This is a genomic window from Bradyrhizobium sp. Kon56 (genome assembly GCF_055807635.1).
In genome coordinates this window covers 226,263-244,142 of the sequence record NZ_JBVVOU010000005.1, presented here as the reverse complement: position 1 = coordinate 244,142, position 17,880 = coordinate 226,263, and the positions used below count along the sequence as shown (strand labels likewise).

18 protein-coding genes are annotated in these 17,880 nt (G+C 63.1%); 11 read left to right on the top strand and 7 right to left on the bottom strand.

The window, feature by feature from the left end; translation table 11 throughout:
* Positions 1–137: 137 nt before the first annotated feature.
* The 6 genes from AC0L3B_RS10885 to AC0L3B_RS10860 all read left to right on the top strand — a co-directional run bounded on the left by AC0L3B_RS10885 (position 138) and on the right by AC0L3B_RS10860 (position 5,892).
* Positions 138–377, top strand: coding sequence for a hypothetical protein (locus AC0L3B_RS10885; RefSeq protein ID WP_085352792.1), 240 nt, complete (start codon positions 138–140; stop codon positions 375–377).
* Between the two features lie 228 nt (positions 378–605).
* The gene (locus AC0L3B_RS10880; RefSeq protein WP_473380383.1) at positions 606–2,999 is read left to right on the top strand and encodes a TonB-dependent receptor; all 2,394 of its coding nucleotides are present in this window, start codon (positions 606–608) and stop codon (positions 2,997–2,999) included.
* 2 nt (positions 3,000–3,001) lie between these two features.
* Positions 3,002–3,691, top strand: a complete 690-nt coding sequence (locus AC0L3B_RS10875) for a Fe2+-dependent dioxygenase (RefSeq protein WP_085352794.1) — start codon at positions 3,002–3,004, stop codon at positions 3,689–3,691.
* Entirely contained in the window at positions 3,688–4,608 is a 921-nt protein-coding gene (exbB, locus tag AC0L3B_RS10870) for a tonB-system energizer ExbB (RefSeq protein WP_377790284.1), read from the top strand. The genes AC0L3B_RS10875 and exbB overlap by 4 nt, the downstream gene beginning before the upstream one ends.
* 3 nt (positions 4,609–4,611) lie before the next feature.
* Entirely contained in the window at positions 4,612–5,067 is a 456-nt protein-coding gene (gene exbD / locus AC0L3B_RS10865; protein ID WP_018459254.1) for a TonB system transport protein ExbD, read from the top strand.
* A gap of 9 nt (positions 5,068–5,076) precedes the next feature.
* Positions 5,077–5,892, top strand: coding sequence for an energy transducer TonB (locus tag AC0L3B_RS10860; protein WP_473380382.1), 816 nt, complete (start codon positions 5,077–5,079; stop codon positions 5,890–5,892).
* On the opposite strand, the gene AC0L3B_RS10855 is transcribed toward AC0L3B_RS10860, so the two are convergent.
* From AC0L3B_RS10855 to gntR, 7 genes are all read right to left on the bottom strand, one after another.
* Entirely contained in the window at positions 5,880–6,302 is a 423-nt protein-coding gene (locus tag AC0L3B_RS10855; protein WP_085352797.1) for a hypothetical protein, read from the bottom strand. The two genes, AC0L3B_RS10860 and AC0L3B_RS10855, sit on opposite strands and share 13 nt — an antisense overlap.
* Positions 6,303–6,364: 62 nt before the next feature.
* Complete coding sequence (locus AC0L3B_RS10850) at positions 6,365–7,045, bottom strand: site-2 protease family protein (RefSeq protein WP_026233763.1); 681 nt, start codon at positions 7,043–7,045, stop codon at positions 6,365–6,367.
* 161 nt (positions 7,046–7,206) lie between these two features.
* Positions 7,207–7,599: a GFA family protein gene (locus AC0L3B_RS10845; RefSeq protein WP_473380381.1), complete on the bottom strand. Its 393-nt coding sequence runs from the start codon at positions 7,597–7,599 to the stop codon at positions 7,207–7,209.
* Between the two features lie 7 nt (positions 7,600–7,606).
* The gene (locus AC0L3B_RS10840) at positions 7,607–8,353 is read right to left on the bottom strand and encodes an SDR family NAD(P)-dependent oxidoreductase (protein WP_473380380.1); all 747 of its coding nucleotides are present in this window, start codon (positions 8,351–8,353) and stop codon (positions 7,607–7,609) included.
* A gap of 15 nt (positions 8,354–8,368) precedes the next feature.
* A complete protein-coding gene (locus AC0L3B_RS10835) occupies positions 8,369–9,100 on the bottom strand; it encodes an SDR family oxidoreductase (RefSeq protein ID WP_446480200.1) in 732 nt (243 codons plus the stop codon).
* A gap of 113 nt (positions 9,101–9,213) precedes the next feature.
* On the bottom strand, positions 9,214–11,043 hold the full coding sequence (locus AC0L3B_RS10830; protein WP_085352800.1) for an IlvD/Edd family dehydratase: 1,830 nt from the start codon (positions 11,041–11,043) through the stop codon (positions 9,214–9,216).
* Positions 11,044–11,165: 122 nt separating this feature from the next.
* Entirely contained in the window at positions 11,166–12,266 is a 1,101-nt protein-coding gene (gene gntR, locus AC0L3B_RS10825; RefSeq protein WP_247297558.1) for an HTH-type transcriptional regulator GntR, read from the bottom strand.
* 202 nt (positions 12,267–12,468) lie between these two features.
* Between gntR and AC0L3B_RS10820 the strand changes: the two genes are divergently transcribed.
* From AC0L3B_RS10820 to denD, 5 genes are all read left to right on the top strand, one after another.
* The gene (locus AC0L3B_RS10820; RefSeq protein ID WP_007592328.1) at positions 12,469–13,530 is read left to right on the top strand and encodes an ABC transporter ATP-binding protein; all 1,062 of its coding nucleotides are present in this window, start codon (positions 12,469–12,471) and stop codon (positions 13,528–13,530) included.
* 78 nt (positions 13,531–13,608) lie between these two features.
* A complete protein-coding gene (locus tag AC0L3B_RS10815) occupies positions 13,609–14,922 on the top strand; it encodes an ABC transporter substrate-binding protein (RefSeq protein ID WP_018459245.1) in 1,314 nt (437 codons plus the stop codon).
* A 66-nt stretch (positions 14,923–14,988) separates the two neighbouring features.
* Positions 14,989–15,936 carry a carbohydrate ABC transporter permease gene (locus AC0L3B_RS10810; RefSeq protein WP_007592324.1) on the top strand — a complete coding sequence of 316 codons (948 nt, stop codon included), beginning with the start codon at positions 14,989–14,991 and terminating at the stop codon, positions 15,934–15,936.
* A 2-nt stretch (positions 15,937–15,938) separates the two neighbouring features.
* On the top strand, positions 15,939–16,814 hold the full coding sequence (locus AC0L3B_RS10805; RefSeq protein WP_007592322.1) for a carbohydrate ABC transporter permease: 876 nt from the start codon (positions 15,939–15,941) through the stop codon (positions 16,812–16,814).
* Positions 16,815–16,893: 79 nt separating this feature from the next.
* The gene (gene denD / locus AC0L3B_RS10800) at positions 16,894–17,880 is read left to right on the top strand and encodes a D-erythronate dehydrogenase (RefSeq protein WP_247369214.1); all 987 of its coding nucleotides are present in this window, start codon (positions 16,894–16,896) and stop codon (positions 17,878–17,880) included.

Genomic DNA, 17,880 nt, shown 5'->3' with positions numbered 1-17,880 from the left:
GTGCTCTGGACTGAGCGGCGCCGCGCCTAGGCCGCAAGGCGACGGCTGGCAGGAACGGTTCTAATCGTGCGGAGCTCGTTTCGGTTGTCAGGGAAACCGGCATCGGTCATATCGACGCGCCACAACGGGAGCGCAGCATGGACGAACTGAACGGCAAGCTGATCGCGTGTCAGATCCTGATCACGGGACTGATCGCACGCGTCGCCAACGAGCAGCGTGATCCCTTGCGCTTTCTCACCGAGTTCCGCGACGAGATCAGAGCCGTCGTCAACGGCGTCAACATCGCAGGCATGGACAACAGCGACCGCGTGCGCGCGGTGGCGCGGAAGACCGTCGATGAATTGTTCTCGTTGATGAAGCCGCCAAGCAGCGATTGACGATGCGCCCGCGACCGCCGATTTAGCAGCATTTTCACGCGCTCTTTAGAACGACTCCAATCTCGATTTAGAACGATTTCAAACGGCAGTTTAGAATCGCTTTGATCTGGACTTATTCAAGCGTTCTCGCGGCTTACTCGCATTGACCCGCAATTTTGCGGCCGATACCAACACTCCAATCGCTCATCGAAGTGAATGGGCGAACTGGAATATGGGGCGTGTTTGGTAATGGGGCAGGTGGTCGCACCGAAGTCGTTGCGTTCGGTCGCAGCATTCGATGAAAAGTTCACGAGCGTTTCCGGCAAGAAGGTCTCCGCTGTCGCGGGCCTGATCGCAGCAGCATCGGTGTCGAGCGGCGCGGAGGCGCAGCAGTCGAACCTGCCGCCGGTGACGGTCGATGCGCCGGTCGCGCGTCCGCGCCCGGTGGCTTCGAAGCCGACGGCGGATCAGGTCCGCGCACGCAATGCGCTTCGCCGCGCCGCGCAGCGGCAGCAGGCGGCGCAGCAGACCGCTCCCACCACGCCGTCCGGCGAGGTTGACCGCAATCCGTATTCGGATCCGGCGGCGCCATACAAGGTCGACCACGTCCAGGCCTCCGGCAAGTTTCCCGAGCCGATGCTGAACACGCCGAAGACCATCACCGTGCTCAGCAAGGAAGTTCTCGAGGACAAGAACGCCACGACGCTGAAGGAGATCGGGCGCTCCACCGCTGGCGTGACGCTGGGGTCGGGCGAGGGCGGCAACGCGTTTGGCGACCGCTTCTTCATCCGCGGCTTCGATGCGCGCAACGACGTCTTCATCGACGGTATCCGCGATCCCGCGGTCTCAATCCGCGAAAACTTCTTCACCGAGCAGATCGAGATCCTGCGGGGCCCCGCCTCGTCCTACGCCGGCCGCGGCACCGCTGGCGGTGCCATCAACATCGTCACCAAGCAGGCGGGCGACGTTAATTTCAAGCGGATGGATACCGAGTTCGGCACCGACAGAACCAAGCGCGTCACGCTCGACGTCAACCAGGTCGTCGATCCGACCTTCTCCGTGCGCGTGGGCGGGCTGTTCCAGGACGCCAATGTCGCCGGCCGCAACTATATCACCGACGATCGCTGGGGTTCTTTCATCTCGACCAAGTACACCCCGACCAACGACATCAAGATCACGACGAACTATGTCCACACCGATCTCAGCGGCTACCCGGATTTCGGCGTGCCCTTCTACAGGCAGGGCAATGTCCCCGTGACGTCGGCGGGCATTCCGCGCGGAAACTGGTACGGCTTTCTCAACCGCGACTTCCAGACGGCGCGGCAGGATTTCGGCACCGGCGCGATCGAGTACAAGGTCAACGATGCCATCACGCTGACCAGCAAGGTGCGCGGCGAGCACTCGCTGCTGAATTATATCGGCACGCTGCCGCAGAACCCGATCACGACCAGCCCCAATCCGCTGCTCTGGACCACGACGGCCAGTGCGCAGAGCCGCTACCAGAATGTGGATGTATGGGCCAACCAGAACGAGGCCACATTCAAGCTCAACACCGGCGGGGTCAAGCACACCGCAGTGTTCGGCGTCGAATATGCCAACGAAAACATCTCGATCGACCGTTACACCGGCCTCTCGTCCGAACTGTTCGGCGGCGGCTCGACCAGCAACGGAGCGGTCACGGGGGTCAATCTCTACTCGCCGCAGTACACCTACATTCCCTTCAGCAACACGCCGTCGCTGGTTGGAAATCCGACGCGCTACGGTGTCAACACCAGCAGCGTCTACGTCATGGACACCGCGAACTGGCAGGACACCATCATTGTGAACGGCGGCGTGCGCTACGACGGCTACAGCCAGAGTTCGTCGACCAACGCGGCCTATTTGAAGCAGAATGCCGATCTCGTGAATTACAACGTCGGCGCGGTCTACAAGCCGATGTCGATCGGCAGCCTGTATGCAGCCTATGCGACCTCGGCCAATCCGTTCGGGTCGGAACTTGATGCGACCGCGACCGATTACGGTGGTGTTCCGCCCAACACGGCCGTTTTGCTCGGACCCGAGCGTAACAAGGCGATCGAACTCGGCACCAAATGGGAGCTCGCCGACCGTCACCTGTTGGTAACCGGTGCGCTGTTCCAGACGACCAAGGACAACGCGCGCGAGACCGTCAACAATCTGCTGACCTCGGGCGCTGCCTACAGGATCCAAGGCATCGACATCGAGGCCGAGGGCAAGCTCACCGACCGCTGGAGCATTTTTGGCGGTCTGGTGCTGATGCAGTCGAAGGTCACGCAGAGCGGCGTTGCCTCCAACATCGGTCTGCAGCTCGCCAACATTGCCCACCAGTCGTTCAGCATGCTGACCAAGTACAAGTTCGACGGCGGCTGGGAACTCGGCGGCCAGGCGGTGTACCGCTCGAAGGTCTATGGCGGCACGTTCGCGGCCAACACCAACGAGTTGCCGAGCTACTGGCGTTTCGACGCATTCCTCGAGAAGAAGATCGACCAGAACTGGACCATGAAGTTCTACGCCCAGAACCTGACGAACAAGCTCTATTACGACTCGTTCTATCGCAGTGCCGTGCCCTTCGTGGCGGTCGCGCCAGGGCGGGCATTCTACCTCGTGACGACAGCGAAGTTCTGATCATGCTGACGTGCCTTCCTGGCGTTCTGAGCAAGGATGATGTGGCGGATTTCCGCCGCATCATGGACGTCAGCGAATGGGAGGACGGGCGCTCCACCGCCGGCTCGCAGTCGGCGATGGTCAAGCGCAACGAGCAATTGGCGCCGGACAGCGAGGTCGCGCGCAAGCTCGGCAACCGCATCATTTCGGCGCTGACGTCGAACCCGCGCTTTATCGCGGCCGCGATCCCCCTCCAGATATTCCCGCCGCTGTTCAACCGCTATGCGGCCAGCAGCGGCCACCATTTCGGCCTGCACGTCGACAATGCGATCCGCGGAGACCGCCTGACCGGCCTTCGCATCCGCACAGACCTCTCGGTCACGCTGTTCCTGGCCGAGCCGGAGGAGTACGACGGTGGCGAACTTGTGATCGAGGACAGCTACGGTTCGCACGAAGTCAAGTTGCAAGCCGGGGACTGCGTGCTCTATCCCTCGACCAGCCTCCATCTCGTGACCCCGGTCACCAGGGGAACGCGGGTTGCGTCTTTCTTCTGGCTTCAGAGCATGATACGGGACGATCAAGCCCGGAGCATGATCTTTGACCTCGACACCGCGATACAGGCGCTGGTGGAACGGCTCGGGCGTGACGATCCCGAAACGGTCAAATTGACGGGTATCTATCACAACCTCATTCGCTACTGGGCCGAAGTATGAAGATCATGTCCTTCCAAGCAACCCTTGCCGCAGCTCTGGTGCTGGCGGCCGCCTGGCTTGCATCCCCTGTTTCTGCCCAGACACAGGCCGCGCCCGCGGCACCGGTCCAGTCGGCGGCTCAGCCGTCTGCGGTCGGCCCGGCCCCGGTTGTTGCTCCGCCTGCGGCGCCCCAAGCTGCCGCGCCTGCGGCTGCAAAGTCCGATACGGCAGCCGGCATTGCGCCCGCCATGAAGGAACTGTCGCCCTGGGTAATGTTCCAGTCGGCGGATATCATCGTGAAGGCGGTGATGATCGGGCTCGCCTTTGCGTCGCTCGTGACCTGGACGGTGTTGATCGCCAAGTCGATCGAATTGTCGATCGCCTCGACCAAGCTTCGCTCGGCGCTGAAGAAGATCGCGGAGGCGCGCTCGCTCGCGGAAGCGCAGATGGCGCTCGGCTCCAAAGCGGGGATCCTGCCGTCCTTCCTGGCGGCGGCGCTGCGGGAGGCGCGGATGTCGGCCGGCCTGTCCAGTGACACCGGCATCAAGGAGCGGGCGGCTTCGAGCTTCTCCGAGATCATGCGCGCGGAGGCGCGGCGCATCCGCGTCGGCATGGGTGTGCTCGCGACCATCGGCTCGACCTCGCCCTTCGTCGGCCTGTTCGGCACGGTGTGGGGCATCATGAACAGCTTCATCGGCATCTCGAAGTCGCAGACCACGAACCTCGCCGTCGTTGCGCCCGGTATCGCCGAGGCGCTGCTCGCCACCGCGATCGGTCTGGTCGCCGCCATTCCCGCGGTCATCATCTACAACTACTTCTCGCGCGTGACGAAGAGCTATCTCGAACTCGTCAGCCGTGCCTCGGGCGCTGCGGGGCGGTTACTCTCGCGCGATCTCGACCGCAGCCACGGCAGCGTGCATTCGCGCGCGGCGGAGTGACCCATGGGCGTCTCGCTCGCAGACAATGATGACGATGACGATTTCGGCGAAACGCATGAAATCAACGTCACGCCGTTCATCGACGTCATCCTGGTGCTGCTGATCATCTTCATGGTGGCAGCGCCGCTGTCGACCGTCGACCTGCCGATCGATCTGCCGACGTCGAGCGCGACACCGCAGAAGAAGCCGGACAAGCCGACCTATCTCAGCATCAAGCCCGATTTGACGCTTGCCATCGGAGAGAACCCGGTCCACCGCGCCGAGTTGATCGGCACCCTCGACGGGCTGTCCGACATGAGCAAGGACAAGTACGTGTTCCTGCGCGCCGATCGCTCGGTGCCGTATGGCGAGTTGATGGGCGTCATGGAGCTGTTGCGCTCAGGCGGCTATTCGCGGGTGAAGCTGGTTGCGCTGGAAGGCGCTCCGGGGGCGCCCGCGGCAGGCGCCGCTCAGCCTTAGAGGCCCGCTATGTCGGACGAGTCCAGACCAGCCCGGACGCTTTGGATTTTGGCAGCGATGGCGGCGCTCGCGCTCCATCTGGGTGGTGCCGCGCTCGCGCTGGCGCACCTGCGGGCCGATGACGGCGACGACGGCCTCGGCGCGGCCGGCGCGGAGTTCGCTGTCGAGATGGCCTCGCCGAAGGCGCCTGACACCGACCTTCCGCCGGGACCGGATAGTGAAGCGATGCACGAGCAGCAGGCACTTCCCGAGCAAAAGGCCGAGACCAAGGAAACCGAGCTTCCAAAGGATCAGTCGCAACAGGTCGACGACCCCGATCGGGTCGTCACGGAAAACATCTCGAAGAAGCCGCAGGACGAGGATCCGAAGATTGCGGCGGTCGAAACGCCCGCTGCGGAGGCCTCGCCGAAGTCCGTTGCGACGGCGCGGCAGACGCTCGACGAGGACGCGCGCGAGGCCGAGAAGGCGCTGGCGCCCGTGCTGGGCATCGGCAAGGACATTCTAAAGCTCACGGCAGACTGGAATCGCAAGATTAGCGCGCACCTTACGGCCCACAAGGTCAATCCGGAGGGCAAGGAGCCCAACAATCAGAAGGTCAAGGTCAGCTTCGCGATCAACCGACGTGGCAACGTGCTTTCAGTCGACGTTGTCGAGTCGTCCGGGGATGCAGCTTACGATGCGGCCGCGATCTCGATTGTCCGCAAATCCGATCCCATCCCGCAGCCGCCTGCCAGCCTGACCGACGACCGGTTCGAGCGCACCGTCGACATCATCTTCACGCCGCCGGACGCAAGGAAAAAGAAGAAGACGGCTCAGCGCCAGTAGAGCCTGATCCCGACATAGACCACGACCAGGCAGGCGAAGATCAGGGCCACCGGGAGCGGCCGCTTCTGTGTCGCGCCCGCGGTCGCTGCCCGGAAGAAACTGGCCTTCTTCGGCTTCGGTTCGGGGCGGCGGAAAGCGGTAACATTGTCCGCCGCCGGTTCAGCCGCCCGGGGGCGGACGTCAGGTGGAGTTCCCGCGCCGCCCATCTCGGCATAGTAGGCCTTGTAGATGGCGCCGATGGTGGCCTCGGTAGCCTCACCCTCGTTCATCTGCGCCCGCAGGTTCTTGTAGCTCAGGAGGAACTCCTGCGCCTCCGGAGGCAGCGCGGACGACCCGTTGAGCTTGGCCATCATCTTCCAGGTGGCAAAATCGGCGCGGGCGCGGGTATCAGCGCGTCGCGCGATCAGCATATCGGCAGCTTTGACCAAGTCGGCCTCGAGCCCTTCGGCTTGTGTTCGGGTGTGCTGTTCAACTACGTATTGCCGGTCAGAATGAGAACAGCCTGAATCACATAACCGGTCAACGTTCGCAGTATTGCTGAAATAACATCAAGATTTAGACCGAACTGCGAGCCTGCCAGCGGTAGCAGGATCAGCAAGCCGATCAGAATCAGCATCCCGAACGGCTCGAGCCGCGCCAGCGGGAGGGCGAGCGGCCGGGGCAGCAGCCCTACCGCGACGCGCCCGCCGTCGAGCGGCGGGATCGGCATCATGTTGAACACCGCCAGCACCGCGTTGATCAGCAGTGCGTTCTTGAGATTGTCAAAGATCCATTGCGCCGAGTTCGCTGGGGCCCAGGGCAGGGCGTGCAGGGCAAGAGCTGCGGACAGCGCCAGCAGGATGTTGGTGGCGGGCCCGGCCAGCGCCACCCAGACCATGCCGAGTCTGGGGTCGTTGAGCTTGCGGAAATTCACCGGCACAGGCTTGGCATAGCCGAACAGGAATGGCGAATGCGCGAACAGCAGCATCGCCGGCAATATCAGCGTGCCGAACGGGTCGATGTGGCGGAGCGGGTTGAAGCTGACACGGCCGAGCTGCCATGCGGTATCATCACCGAGACGATGTGCGACGAAGGCGTGGGCAGCCTCGTGGAAGGTGATGGCGAGCACCAGCGGCAGCACCCACACCGAGAGGTCATACAAGGAAATGTTCACGGCTCGTCCGTCCCGGTTTGCCTGCGGTCTTGCAGCCGACCCAGCCAACCGGTGGTGCAGCAACGCGTCACCCCAACATAGGGTGGGCGGTCCCGAAATGCCACGCCGCAAATGATCGGCGAGACCAGCGGCCGTGACGCGGAGCCTTGGCGCCGGATGAGCTACGTCGGGATCGTCCCGTCATATCGGATCATGCCGTCCTCGATCGTCACCCAGCCCATCTTTTCGCTGACCCAGATGTGCTCGGTCGGCACAAACGCGTTGCGATCGTCGAAGGTCGCCAGCGCGACGCCCGCCAGCGTGCCATTGCGGCGCCAGGCGAACAGGCGCGTGCCGCAGCGCCTGCAGAACACGCGGTCGATGTGCTCGGACGACGCATAGCGCTCGGTGTCGCCCTCGACAGTCAGTGCGCGCCGGTCGAATTGCGCGCGGGCGAAGTAGGGCGAGCCCATCGCCTTCTGACAGATGCGACAATGGCAGATGCGGACGTTGAGCGGCTCGCCCTCCGCCTTGAACCGCACCGCGCCGCACAGACATCCGCCTTCTCGGATCATGGCTGCCTCAATAGGTTGCCCGCCCACCCGAGATGTCGAACACGGCGCCGGTCGAGAACGCGCAGTCCTCGGATGCGAGCCAGCTCACCATCGCGGCTAGCTCTTCCACCAGCACAAAGCGCGCTTTCGGGATTTTCGACAGCATGAAGTCGATATGCTGCTGCGTCATCTGGTCGAAGATCGCCGTCTTCGCAGCCGCGGGAGTCACCGCATTGACGAGAATGTCGTGTGCGGCCAATTCCTTGCCGAGCGACTTGGTCAGCGCGATCAGGCCGGCCTTGGACGCCGAATAATGCGAGGCGTTGGGATTGCCTTCCTTGCCGGCGATCGAGGCGATGTTGACGATGCGCCCGTACTTCTGCTTGAGCATCCAAGGCACGATCGCCTTGCAGACGATGAAAGGGCCGTCGAGGTTGATGCGCAGAACTTTCCGCCATTCCTCGAGATCGGTCTCCCAGACCGGCTTGTTGACGCCGGCGATGCCGGCATTGTTGACGAGGATGTCGATCTTGCCGAAGGCGGCCAGCGTCGCGTCGCGGGCCTGCTCGACGGCCGCGGTATCGGTGACGTCGACCTTAAAAACGCGGGTGTTGTCGCCGATTTCCTTTGCCGTCTTCTCGGCCAGGGCTGCATCAAAATCCCAGATCGCGACCTTGGCGCCGGAGGCGACGAAGCGCTGAACAATGGCGCGGCCAAAGCCCTGCGCGCCGCCGGTGACGATGGCGACACGGCCGTTGAGATCGATCTTGTTCATGCCGGGCCTCTGGCGTCAGAGCATGTAGCCGCCGTCGACCACGAGGTCGACACCGGTGGTGAAGGCGCTCTCGTCGCTGCCGAGATAGACCGCCATGGATGCGATCTCGTCGGCGGTGCCGAGCCGGCCCATCTTCTGGCGGGAGACGAACATCTCCTTGCCCTGCGGCCCTTGCGCTGCGGCACGGTCGAGCATCGAAGGCGTCTCGACGGTGCCCGGGCAGATGCTGTTGCAGCGGATGCCCTTGGTGATGAAGTCGAGCGCGACCGCGCGCGTCAGCAGCGACACCGCTGCCTTCGAGGCGCTGTAGACGTAACGGTTGGCCGGCGGCCGCAGCGCCGCGCAGGAGGAGATGTTGACGATGCTGCCGCCGCCGCCCGCGAGCATGTCCGGCAGGAAGGCCCTGATGGTCCGGTGCATCGACTTGACGTTGAGGTCGAACGAGAAATCAAAATCCTCTTCCGAACACTCCAGGATGGTGCCGTGGTGCACGAAGCCCGCCGCGTTGAGCAGGATGTCGACCTTGCCGACGCGCTTGGCGAAGGCGTTAACGTCGGCGGTGCTGCGCACGTCGAGCTTCGCAGTCTCGGCAATACCTTCCTTAGCCAGCCTCGCGATGCCGCTCTCATTGATGTCGGTGGCGATGACGGTTGCGCCTTCACGCGCGAATGCAATGGCGCATGCGCGCCCGATGCCTGCCGCTGCAGCCGTGATGACGGCGCGCTTTCCCTTGAGGCGGTCTGCCATTTGTATTCTCCTCGATTTTCTCAGTGCCGTAGCCCGGATGAGCGCGCGAGCGCGATATCCGGGAGCGGATGTCCCGGGTGTCGCTCCGCTCACCCGGGCTACGTGTTCCTAACTCAGTGATTATCCCGCGCTACGCCAAATGTGCCGGCGACGTTCTGATAGCGCGTAGCGAGCTCCATGCAGGCACCGGTCGACTGCTGGCCGACGGTGTTGCGATAAAGCTCCTGCCACGGCGTCTGGTTCGGCGGATGCTTGAAGCCGCCATTGGCCTTGAGCTCGGCGTGGCGCTTCTTCACCTCGTCGTCCGAGATGAGAATGTTGGCGCTGCCCTTGTTCAGATCGACGCGCACCTTGTCGCCGTTTCTGAGGATCGCGAGCCCGCCATTGGCGGCGGCTTCCGGCGAAGCATTGAGGATCGAAGGGGAGCCCGAGGTGCCCGACTGGCGGCCGTCGCCGATGCAGGGCAGGGACATGATGCCGCGCTTGATCAGCGCCGCAGGGGGCTGCATGTTCACGACCTCGGCGCCGCCGGGATAGCCGATCGGGCCGGTGCCGCGAATGAACAGCACGCAGCGCTCGTCGATCTCGAGTGAGGGATCGTCGATCCGCTCGTGATAGTCCTCGGGACCCTCGAACACGATGGCGCGGCCCTCGAATGCATTGAGATCGGTCGGGTTGCTGAGGTAGCGATCGCGGAATTCCTTGGAGATCACGCTGGTCTTCATGATCGCGGAATCGAACAGATTGCCCTTCAGCACCAGGAAGCCGGCGTCCTTCACCAGCGGCTTGTCGTAAGACCAGATCACGTCGTTGTCGGGTTTTGGCGCATTGGCGCAGTTCTCGCCGATGCCGCGGCCGTTGACCGTGACCGCGTCCTCGTGGATGCGCTTGTGCTTCATCAGTTCGCGCACCACGGCCGGCACGCCGCCGGCGCGGTGGAATTCCTCGCCGAGATAGAAGCCGGCCGGCTGCATGTTCACCAGCAGCGGCACGTCGTGGCCGACCTTCTGCCAGTCGTCGATGGAGAGCTCGACGCCGATGTGGCGCGCCAGCGCGTTAATGTGGATCGGTGCGTTGGTCGAGCCGCCGATCGCCGAATTGATCACGATGCAGTTCTCGAACGCCTTGCGGGTCAGGATGTCCGAAGGCTTGAGGTCTTCCCAGACCATGTCGACGATGCGCTTTCCCGTCTCGTAGGCGATCTGGCCGCGCTCGCGATAGGGGGCGGGGATCGCCGCACAGCCCGGCAGCGAGAAGCCGAGCGCTTCCGCGAGCCCGTTCATGGTCGAAGCGGTGCCCATGGTGTTGCAATGGCCGACCGAGGGCGCCGATGACGCCACGATCTCCATGAATTCTTCATAGTCGATCTCGCCGGCGGCGAGGCGCTCGCGCGATTTCCAGACGATGGTGCCGGAGCCGGTGCGCTCGCCATTGTGCCAGCCGTTCAGCATCGGCCCGCCCGACAGCACGATCGCGGGCAGGTTGACGGTCGCCGCCGCCATCATGCAGGCCGGCGTGGTCTTGTCGCAGCCCGTGGTCAGCACCACGCCGTCGAGCGGATAGCCGTAGAGGATTTCGACGAGGCCGAGATAAGCGAGGTTGCGGTCGAGCGCCGCGGTCGGGCGCTTGCCGGTCTCCTGGATCGGATGGGTCGGGAATTCCATCGCAATGCCGCCGGCCTCGCGGATGCCTTCGCGGACGCGATGGGCAAGCTCGATATGGTGGCGGTTGCAGGGGGAGAGGTCGTTGCCGGTCTGCGCGATGCCGATGATCGGTTTGCCGGACTGGAGCTCGGCGCGGGTGAGACCGTAGTTCAAATAGCGCTCCATATAGAGCGCGGTCATGCCCGGATTATGCGGATTGTTGAACCATTCCTGCGAGCGGAGGTGGCGGCGAGCACCGTTGCCGGCGGGGGCATGCCCATTGGTTGGTTTTTTTGTCATTGGTTTCTCCTGCAATGCAAACGCACTGGCGTCCGTTTTATGGTATCGGCTTGTGCGATGCCCAACGGCGCGAGCGACGATTTGCCTGCCCGCTGGCGGGTCGTTTCCTCACAAATCCGATACTAGTCATGGCCACTTGGTAACGCTACCATTTTGTTCGCGACGCCCCCGCCTGAAACGGCTGGCCGGTTGTCGGAACGCCGGGCCGACGAGCTTTGCCGCTCGATCACCTTGAAGCCGAGATCGAGCACCGGGTGCTCCGGGCGCCGTCCGTCGATCGCCTCGATCAGCATGCTGGCGGCCGTGTTGCCCATCTCGTAGCGGTTGGTGCGCACGCTCGTCAAAGTCGGGACGGCGGAGGCCATGAATTCGAGATCGTTGAAGCCTACGATCGCGATCTGTTCGGGGATCGCGATCTCGCGGCGCCTGCATTCGAACAGCACACCCAGCGCGAGGTCGTCATTGGCGCAGAACACCGCGTCCATGCCGGGCTCCCGCGCCAGGAGATCGGTGAACAGGGCGCCTCCGAGCGTTACCGAGGTCGGAGTCGCCGTGGTGACGACGAGGCGTTGGTCGAACAGTCCGGCGTCTTTCATGGCCGAGACGTATCCGTCGAGCCGGCGCTGCACCCGCGGATCCATCCGTGCGCCGACGAAACCGATCTTGCGGTGACCTTGCGCGAACAGATGCGCAACCGCCGCACGGGCTGCGTCATAGTGCGAAAAGCCGATCATCATGTCGATCGGATTGGGTCCGATCTCCATGATCTGCACGATCGGGCAGTCGGCGGCATCGAGCATTGCGCGCGATTCCGTGGTCTGGTCGATGCCGGTGACGATCAGCCCGGCCGGCTTCTGCGCAAGAAACAGCCGCAGCAGCTTCTCCTCCTGGAGAATACTGTAGCGTGTGTTGGACAACTGGATCGAGTAACGGCTGTTTTCGGAGGCGTCGTAGATGCCGCGTAGCACGTCGGAGAACACGTTATTGGTCAGCGACGGAATCAAGACACCGATCACCTCGGTGCGCTGCGAGGCCAACGCGCGCGCCGCCAGGTTCGGCACATAGCCAAGCTCCCTGGCCGCGCTTTCGACCCGGGTCCGTTTGGCCACCGACAGCGCCTCGGGATTGCGGAAGAAGCGGGACGCTGTGATCGGGCTTACGCCGGCGAGCTCGGCGACTTCCGCCAGCCGGATTTTGCCTGACTTGGTGCGGTTTCGACCCATTTGCTGCTCTTAACACACTCACTGTCGCAAACAAAGGAACGTTGACAGCGCTACCAGCACGGACTAACCAAAGACAAATTGCCAAAACCGCGCAAACTGCCGACAATGTCGCCCGCTAAGGTTGGGCTTCGTTCGGTGAAGTCTGAAAAAACAAGACGGTCGCGGCGCGAGATGCGTCGTGGACTTTCGAGGAGGGAGCTAGATGTCGTCTGTGCAAATCCGCGACGTGCGGAAATCGTTCGGCAATTTTGAAGTCCTGCACGGCGTTTCGATTCCGATCGAGGACGGCCAGTTCGTCGTCCTGGTTGGTCCCTCCGGCTGCGGCAAGTCGACGCTTCTGCGCATGCTCGCCGGTCTCGAGAACATCACCTCAGGCACGATCTCGATCGGCGACCGCGTCGTCAACAATGTCCAGCCCAAGGAGCGGGACATTGCGATGGTGTTCCAGAACTACGCGCTCTATCCGCACATGACGGTCGGCGAGAACATGGGCTTCTCGATGAAGCTGCGGGGCGAGAGCACCGAAGAGATCAACAAGCGCGTCAAGCGCGCCGCCGAGATCCTGGCACTGTCGCCGCTGCTCGAACGCTATCCGCGCCAGCTCTCCGGCGGCCAGCGCCAGCGCGTCGCCATGGGCCGCGCCATCGTGCGCGATCCGCAGGTGTTCCTGTTCGACGAGCCCTTGTCGAACCTCGACGCCAAGCTGCGCGTCGCGATGCGCACCGAGATCAAGGAGCTGCACCAGCGGCTGAAGACCACGACGGTCTACGTCACCCACGATCAGATCGAGGCCATGACCATGGCCGATAAAATCGTGGTCATGCATGACGGCATCGTCGAGCAGATGGGTACGCCGCTCGAGCTCTACGACAAGCCCGAGAACCAGTTCGTCGCCGGCTTTATCGGCTCGCCGTCCATGAACTTCCTGAAGGGTCATGTGCGGGTCAACGGCGTTGCGACCTTCGAGGGGCCGAATGGCGTCAAGCTGCCGCTCAGGAACGCGCCGGCGGCGTCCGACGGGCGTCCTGTCGTTTACGGCGTGCGTCCCGAGCATTTCACCATCGCTGACGACGGCGCCGATGCCGAGATCGTCGTGGTCGAGCCGACCGGCTCGGAAACGCAGGTGTTTGCGAAGCTCGGTGGTGAGCAGGTCGTCGCGGTCTTCCGCGAACGTCACCAGTTCAACCCGGGCGACAAGGTCAAGCTGAAGCCCGATCCTTCCGTGATTCATCTGTTCGACGAGGCGACGGGCAAACGCGTATAGCGACGCCAAAGAACTGCCAAGCAGAACTGCCCCAATACAAGACGACCCAATACAAATATAAAATTTAGGGAGAGAACGATGAGCGATTTCGACAGGCGAAGTGTGCTTAAAGTCGGTCTGGGCGGCGCGGCGCTGCTGGCCGGCCCGGGCATTGTCCCGGTACGCGCGGCAGAGTGGACCAACACGCCCGAGCCGAACGCTTCCATCCGCGTCTTGCGCTGGAAGCAGTTCATTCAGGCCGAGTTCGACAAATTCGCCGAGCAGACCAAGGCGTTCTCCGAGAAGACCGGCGTCAAGATCAAGCTCGAGGCCGAGAGCTGGGAGGACATCCGCCCCAAAGCCGCGGTCGCCGCCAATGTCGGCGCCGGTCCCGACCTGATCATCGGAACGCTCGATGATCCCCACAAATTCCCGGAAAAGCTGATCGACATGACTGACGTCGCCGACTATCTCGGCGCGCAGTATGGCGGCTGGTACCCGGTTGCCGAACGCTACGGCAAGAAGGGCAACAGCTGGATCGCCATTCCGCAGGGCGCGACCGGCGGCTGCCTGAACTATCGCGTTAGCCACGTGAAGGCCGCCGGCTTCGATGAATTTCCCAAGGACACTGCCGGCTTCCTCAAGCTCTGCCAGGCGCTGAAGAAGAACAACACGCCGGCCGGCTTCGCGCTCGGCCACGCCACGGGTGACGCCAACGGCTGGTGCCAGTGGGCGCTGTGGGCCTTCGGCGGCAAAGTCGTCAATGAAAAGAACGAGGTCGTGATCGACTCGCCGGAGACGATCGCCGCGCTCGAATACGTCAAGCAGCTCTACGAGACCTTCATCCCCGGCGTGCTGTCGTGGAACGACTCGAACAACAACAAGGCGTTCCTCAACGGCGAGCTCAGCCTGACGCTGAACGGCATCTCGATCTGGACCGTCGGAAAGAACTCGACCGATCCGAAGCAGCAGGAGATCGCCAAGGACATGAACCACGCGCCGATGCCGATCGGTCCGGTCGGCGTGTCGACCGAGCAGCAGAACGTGCTGGTTTATTACGGCTACAAGCACTCGAAGTATCCGAAGGCGGTCAAGGAATACATCAAGTTCATGATGGACAAGGCGAACTACGACGCCTGGGAGGTCTCCTCCAACGGCTACGTCTCACCGCCGCTTCCGGCCTACAACGACAACCCGGTGTGGACGTCGGATCCGAAGATCACGCCGTATCGCGACTGCCTGAAGCGCTGCCGCGACAACGGCTATGCCGGCGATCTCGGCTATGCCTCGGCCGCGGTGATGGGCGACTTCGTCGTCGTCGACATGTTCGCCGAGGCGGCGTCGGGCTCGGTGACGCCGAAGGCGGCAGCCGCACGCGCAGCCGAGCGCGCCAAGCGCTACTATCAGGTCTGATCAGCTCCAATCTACGCGGCGTCCGGTTCGCCGGACGCCGCGACTTTTCGTCGAGGGGAATCCGACATGGCAGTTATGGCCGAGTCCACTGTCGCGCAGGCCAAGCGCAGCAGCTTGTGGACCAGAGCATTCGAGAGCCGGCATTTCCTCGGCGCGATGTTCATGGTGCCGGCAATCGCCATCCTCATCCTGTTTCTGGCTTACCCGCTGGCGCTGGGCTTCTGGCTCGGCATGACCGACACCAAGATCGGCGGCGCCGGGCGCTACATCGGCTTCCAGAATTTCGTCTCGCTGGCGAAGGACTCAGTGTTCTGGCTTTCGGTGTTCAACACGATCTTCTACACGGTCGCCGCCAGCGCGGTGAAATTCGCCATCGGCCTTTACCTGGCGCTGCTGCTCAACGAGCGGCTGCCGATGAAGTCGATGATCCGGGCGATCGTGCTGTTGCCCTTCGTCGTGCCCACGGTGCTCTCTGCGATCGCGTTCTGGTGGATTTATGACAGCCAGTTCTCGATCATCTCCTGGGTGTTGATCAAGGCCGGCCTGATCACGCGCTATATCGATTTCCTTGGCGATCCCTGGAATGCGCGCTGGTCGGTCGTCGCCGCCAATATCTGGCGCGGCGTGCCTTTCGTGGCGATCACGCTGCTGGCGGGATTACAGACCATCTCGCCCTCGCTCTATGAGGCCGCCAATCTCGACGGCGCCACCAATCTGCAGCGCTTCCGCCACATCACGCTGCCGATGCTGTCGCCGATCATCGCGGTCGTGATGACGTTCTCGGTGCTGATGACCTTCACCGACTTTCAGCTCATCTACACCATCACGCGGGGTGGACCGATCAACTCCACCCATCTGATGGCGACGCTGTCGTTCCAGCGCGCCATCACCGGCGGCAATCTCGGCGAGGGGGCGGCGATCTCGAACGCGATGATTCCGTTCCTGGTCGCGGCGATCCTGCTCAGCTTTTTCGGGCTTCAGCGTTCCCGCTGGCAGCAGGGCGGGAGGGACTGACCATGACCACGGCAGACGACCAAAGCGTCGGAATGGACTATCTCGAGAGCTTCCCGCGGAAGTTTTTTCGGGTCTACCTTCCGCTCGGCCTGATCATCTTCTTCCTGCTGTTCCCGTTCTACTGGATGGCGGTCGCGACGTTCAAGCCGGACGCGGAGATGTACGACTACGAAAAGTACAATCCGTTCTGGATCGTGCATCCGACGCTGGAGCACATCAAGAAGCTGTTCTTCGACACCGACTATCCGCTCTGGATGTGGAACACCGTGATCGTCTCGGTGTCCTCGACCTTCATCTCCCTGTTCGCCAGCGTCTGCGCCGCCTATGCGATCGAACGCCTTCGCTACAAGGGCTCGCGCTATGTCGGCCTTGCGATCTTCCTCGGCTATCTGGTGCCGCCCTCCATTCTGTTCATTCCGCTGGCGGCGATCGTGTTTCAGCTCGGGCTGTTCGACGGCAATTTGGCGCTGATCCTGACCTATCCGACCTTCCTGATCCCGTTCTGCACCTGGCTCCTGATGGGCTATTTCCGCACCATCCCCTATGAGCTGGAGGAGTGTGCGCTGATCGACGGGGCGACGCGGCTGCAGATTCTGATGAAGATCACGCTGCCGCTTTCGCTGCCGGGCGTGATCTCGGCGGGCATCTTCGCCTTCACGTTGTCCTGGAACGAGTTCATTTACGCGCTGACCTTCATCTCCTCGTCCGAAAACAAGACGATCCCGGTCGGCGCGATCACCGAGCTCGTCAATGGCGACGTCTACCACTGGGGGGCCCTGATGGCGGCGGCTCTGACCGGCTCGGTTCCCGTAGTTATCCTTTATTCCTTCTTCGTCGAGTATTATGTGTCGGCGATGACCGGCGCCGTGAAGGAATGATCGCGGGGCCTGCCTCGAGAGCGCGCCGGGACGAATCGCCGAAATCGGCGCGTTCCGGCCAATAAAAAGGAGTAGGCTCTTGCACATTCTGGTTCTGGGCGCCGCCGGCATGGTCGGCCGCAAATTGTGCGAACGGTTGTCGCGCGACGGCCGGCTCGGCAAGAGCGACATCACCAAGCTGACCATGCATGACGTGGTCGAGCCGAAGGCGCCCGAAAGAGCCGGTTTTGCCGTCGAGACCGTGTCGAGCGATTTCGCCGTGCCGGGTGCGGCCGAAAAGCTGATCGCCGGCCGTCCGGACGTGATCTTTCATCTCGCCGCGATCGTCTCGGGCGAAGCCGAGCTCGATTTCGACAAGGGCTACCGCATCAATCTCGACGGCACGCGAATGCTGCTCGATGCCGTCAGGCTTGCAGGCGGCGGCTACAAGCCGCGCGTGGTCTTCACGTCCTCGATCGCGGTGTTCGGCGCGCCGTTCCCCGATGCGATCGGCGACGAGTTCTTCCACACGCCGCTTCTGAGCTACGGTACGCAGAAGGCGATCGGCGAATTACTGCTGGCCGACTATTCCCGCCGCGGCTTCCTCGATGGCATCGGCATCCGCCTGCCGACCATCTGCATCAGGCCCGGCCTGCCCAACAAGGCGGCATCGGGCTTCTTCTCCAACATCCTGCGCGAGCCGCTGGCCGGCAAGGAAGCGGTTCTTCCCGTGTCCGAGGACGTCCGCCACTGGCATGCCACGCCGCGCTCCGCCGTCGGCTTCCTGCTGCATGCCGGCACCATGGACCTCGCCGCGGTGGGGCCGCGCCGTAATTTGACCATGCCGGGTCTGTCGGCGACGGTTGGCGAGCAGATCGCTGCGCTGAAGCGCGTCGCCGGCGACAAGGTCGCCGCCCGCATCAAGCGGGAGCCCGATCCCTTTATCGTCAGCATCGTCGGCGGCTGGCCGCGCAACTTCAATGCAAAGCGGTCGCTCGAGCTCGGCTTCACCACTGCCGAGAAGACTTTCGACGACATCATCCGCATTCACATCGAAGACGAGCTCGGCGGCAATTTCGTCGCCTGA

Excerpts from the sequence above, each read along its gene's own strand:
- AC0L3B_RS10885 (WP_085352792.1), top strand. The coding sequence starts at position 138 with ATGGACGAACTGAACGGCAAGCTGATCGCGTGTCAGATCCTGATCACG.
- AC0L3B_RS10880 (WP_473380383.1), top strand. The coding sequence starts at position 606 with ATGGGGCAGGTGGTCGCACCGAAGTCGTTGCGTTCGGTCGCAGCATTC.
- AC0L3B_RS10875 (WP_085352794.1), top strand. The coding sequence starts at position 3,002 with ATGCTGACGTGCCTTCCTGGCGTTCTGAGCAAGGATGATGTGGCGGAT.
- exbB (WP_377790284.1), top strand. The coding sequence starts at position 3,688 with ATGAAGATCATGTCCTTCCAAGCAACCCTTGCCGCAGCTCTGGTGCTG.
- exbD (WP_018459254.1), top strand. The coding sequence starts at position 4,612 with ATGGGCGTCTCGCTCGCAGACAATGATGACGATGACGATTTCGGCGAA.
- AC0L3B_RS10860 (WP_473380382.1), top strand. The coding sequence starts at position 5,077 with ATGTCGGACGAGTCCAGACCAGCCCGGACGCTTTGGATTTTGGCAGCG.
- AC0L3B_RS10855 (WP_085352797.1), bottom strand. The coding sequence starts at position 6,302 with ATGCTGATCGCGCGACGCGCTGATACCCGCGCCCGCGCCGATTTTGCC.
- AC0L3B_RS10845 (WP_473380381.1), bottom strand. The coding sequence starts at position 7,599 with ATGATCCGAGAAGGCGGATGTCTGTGCGGCGCGGTGCGGTTCAAGGCG.
- AC0L3B_RS10840 (WP_473380380.1), bottom strand. The coding sequence starts at position 8,353 with ATGAACAAGATCGATCTCAACGGCCGTGTCGCCATCGTCACCGGCGGC.
- AC0L3B_RS10835 (WP_446480200.1), bottom strand. The coding sequence starts at position 9,100 with ATGGCAGACCGCCTCAAGGGAAAGCGCGCCGTCATCACGGCTGCAGCG.
- AC0L3B_RS10830 (WP_085352800.1), bottom strand. The coding sequence starts at position 11,043 with ATGACAAAAAAACCAACCAATGGGCATGCCCCCGCCGGCAACGGTGCT.
- gntR (WP_247297558.1), bottom strand. The coding sequence starts at position 12,266 with ATGGGTCGAAACCGCACCAAGTCAGGCAAAATCCGGCTGGCGGAAGTC.
- AC0L3B_RS10820 (WP_007592328.1), top strand. The coding sequence starts at position 12,469 with ATGTCGTCTGTGCAAATCCGCGACGTGCGGAAATCGTTCGGCAATTTT.
- AC0L3B_RS10815 (WP_018459245.1), top strand. The coding sequence starts at position 13,609 with ATGAGCGATTTCGACAGGCGAAGTGTGCTTAAAGTCGGTCTGGGCGGC.
- AC0L3B_RS10810 (WP_007592324.1), top strand. The coding sequence starts at position 14,989 with ATGGCAGTTATGGCCGAGTCCACTGTCGCGCAGGCCAAGCGCAGCAGC.
- AC0L3B_RS10805 (WP_007592322.1), top strand. The coding sequence starts at position 15,939 with ATGACCACGGCAGACGACCAAAGCGTCGGAATGGACTATCTCGAGAGC.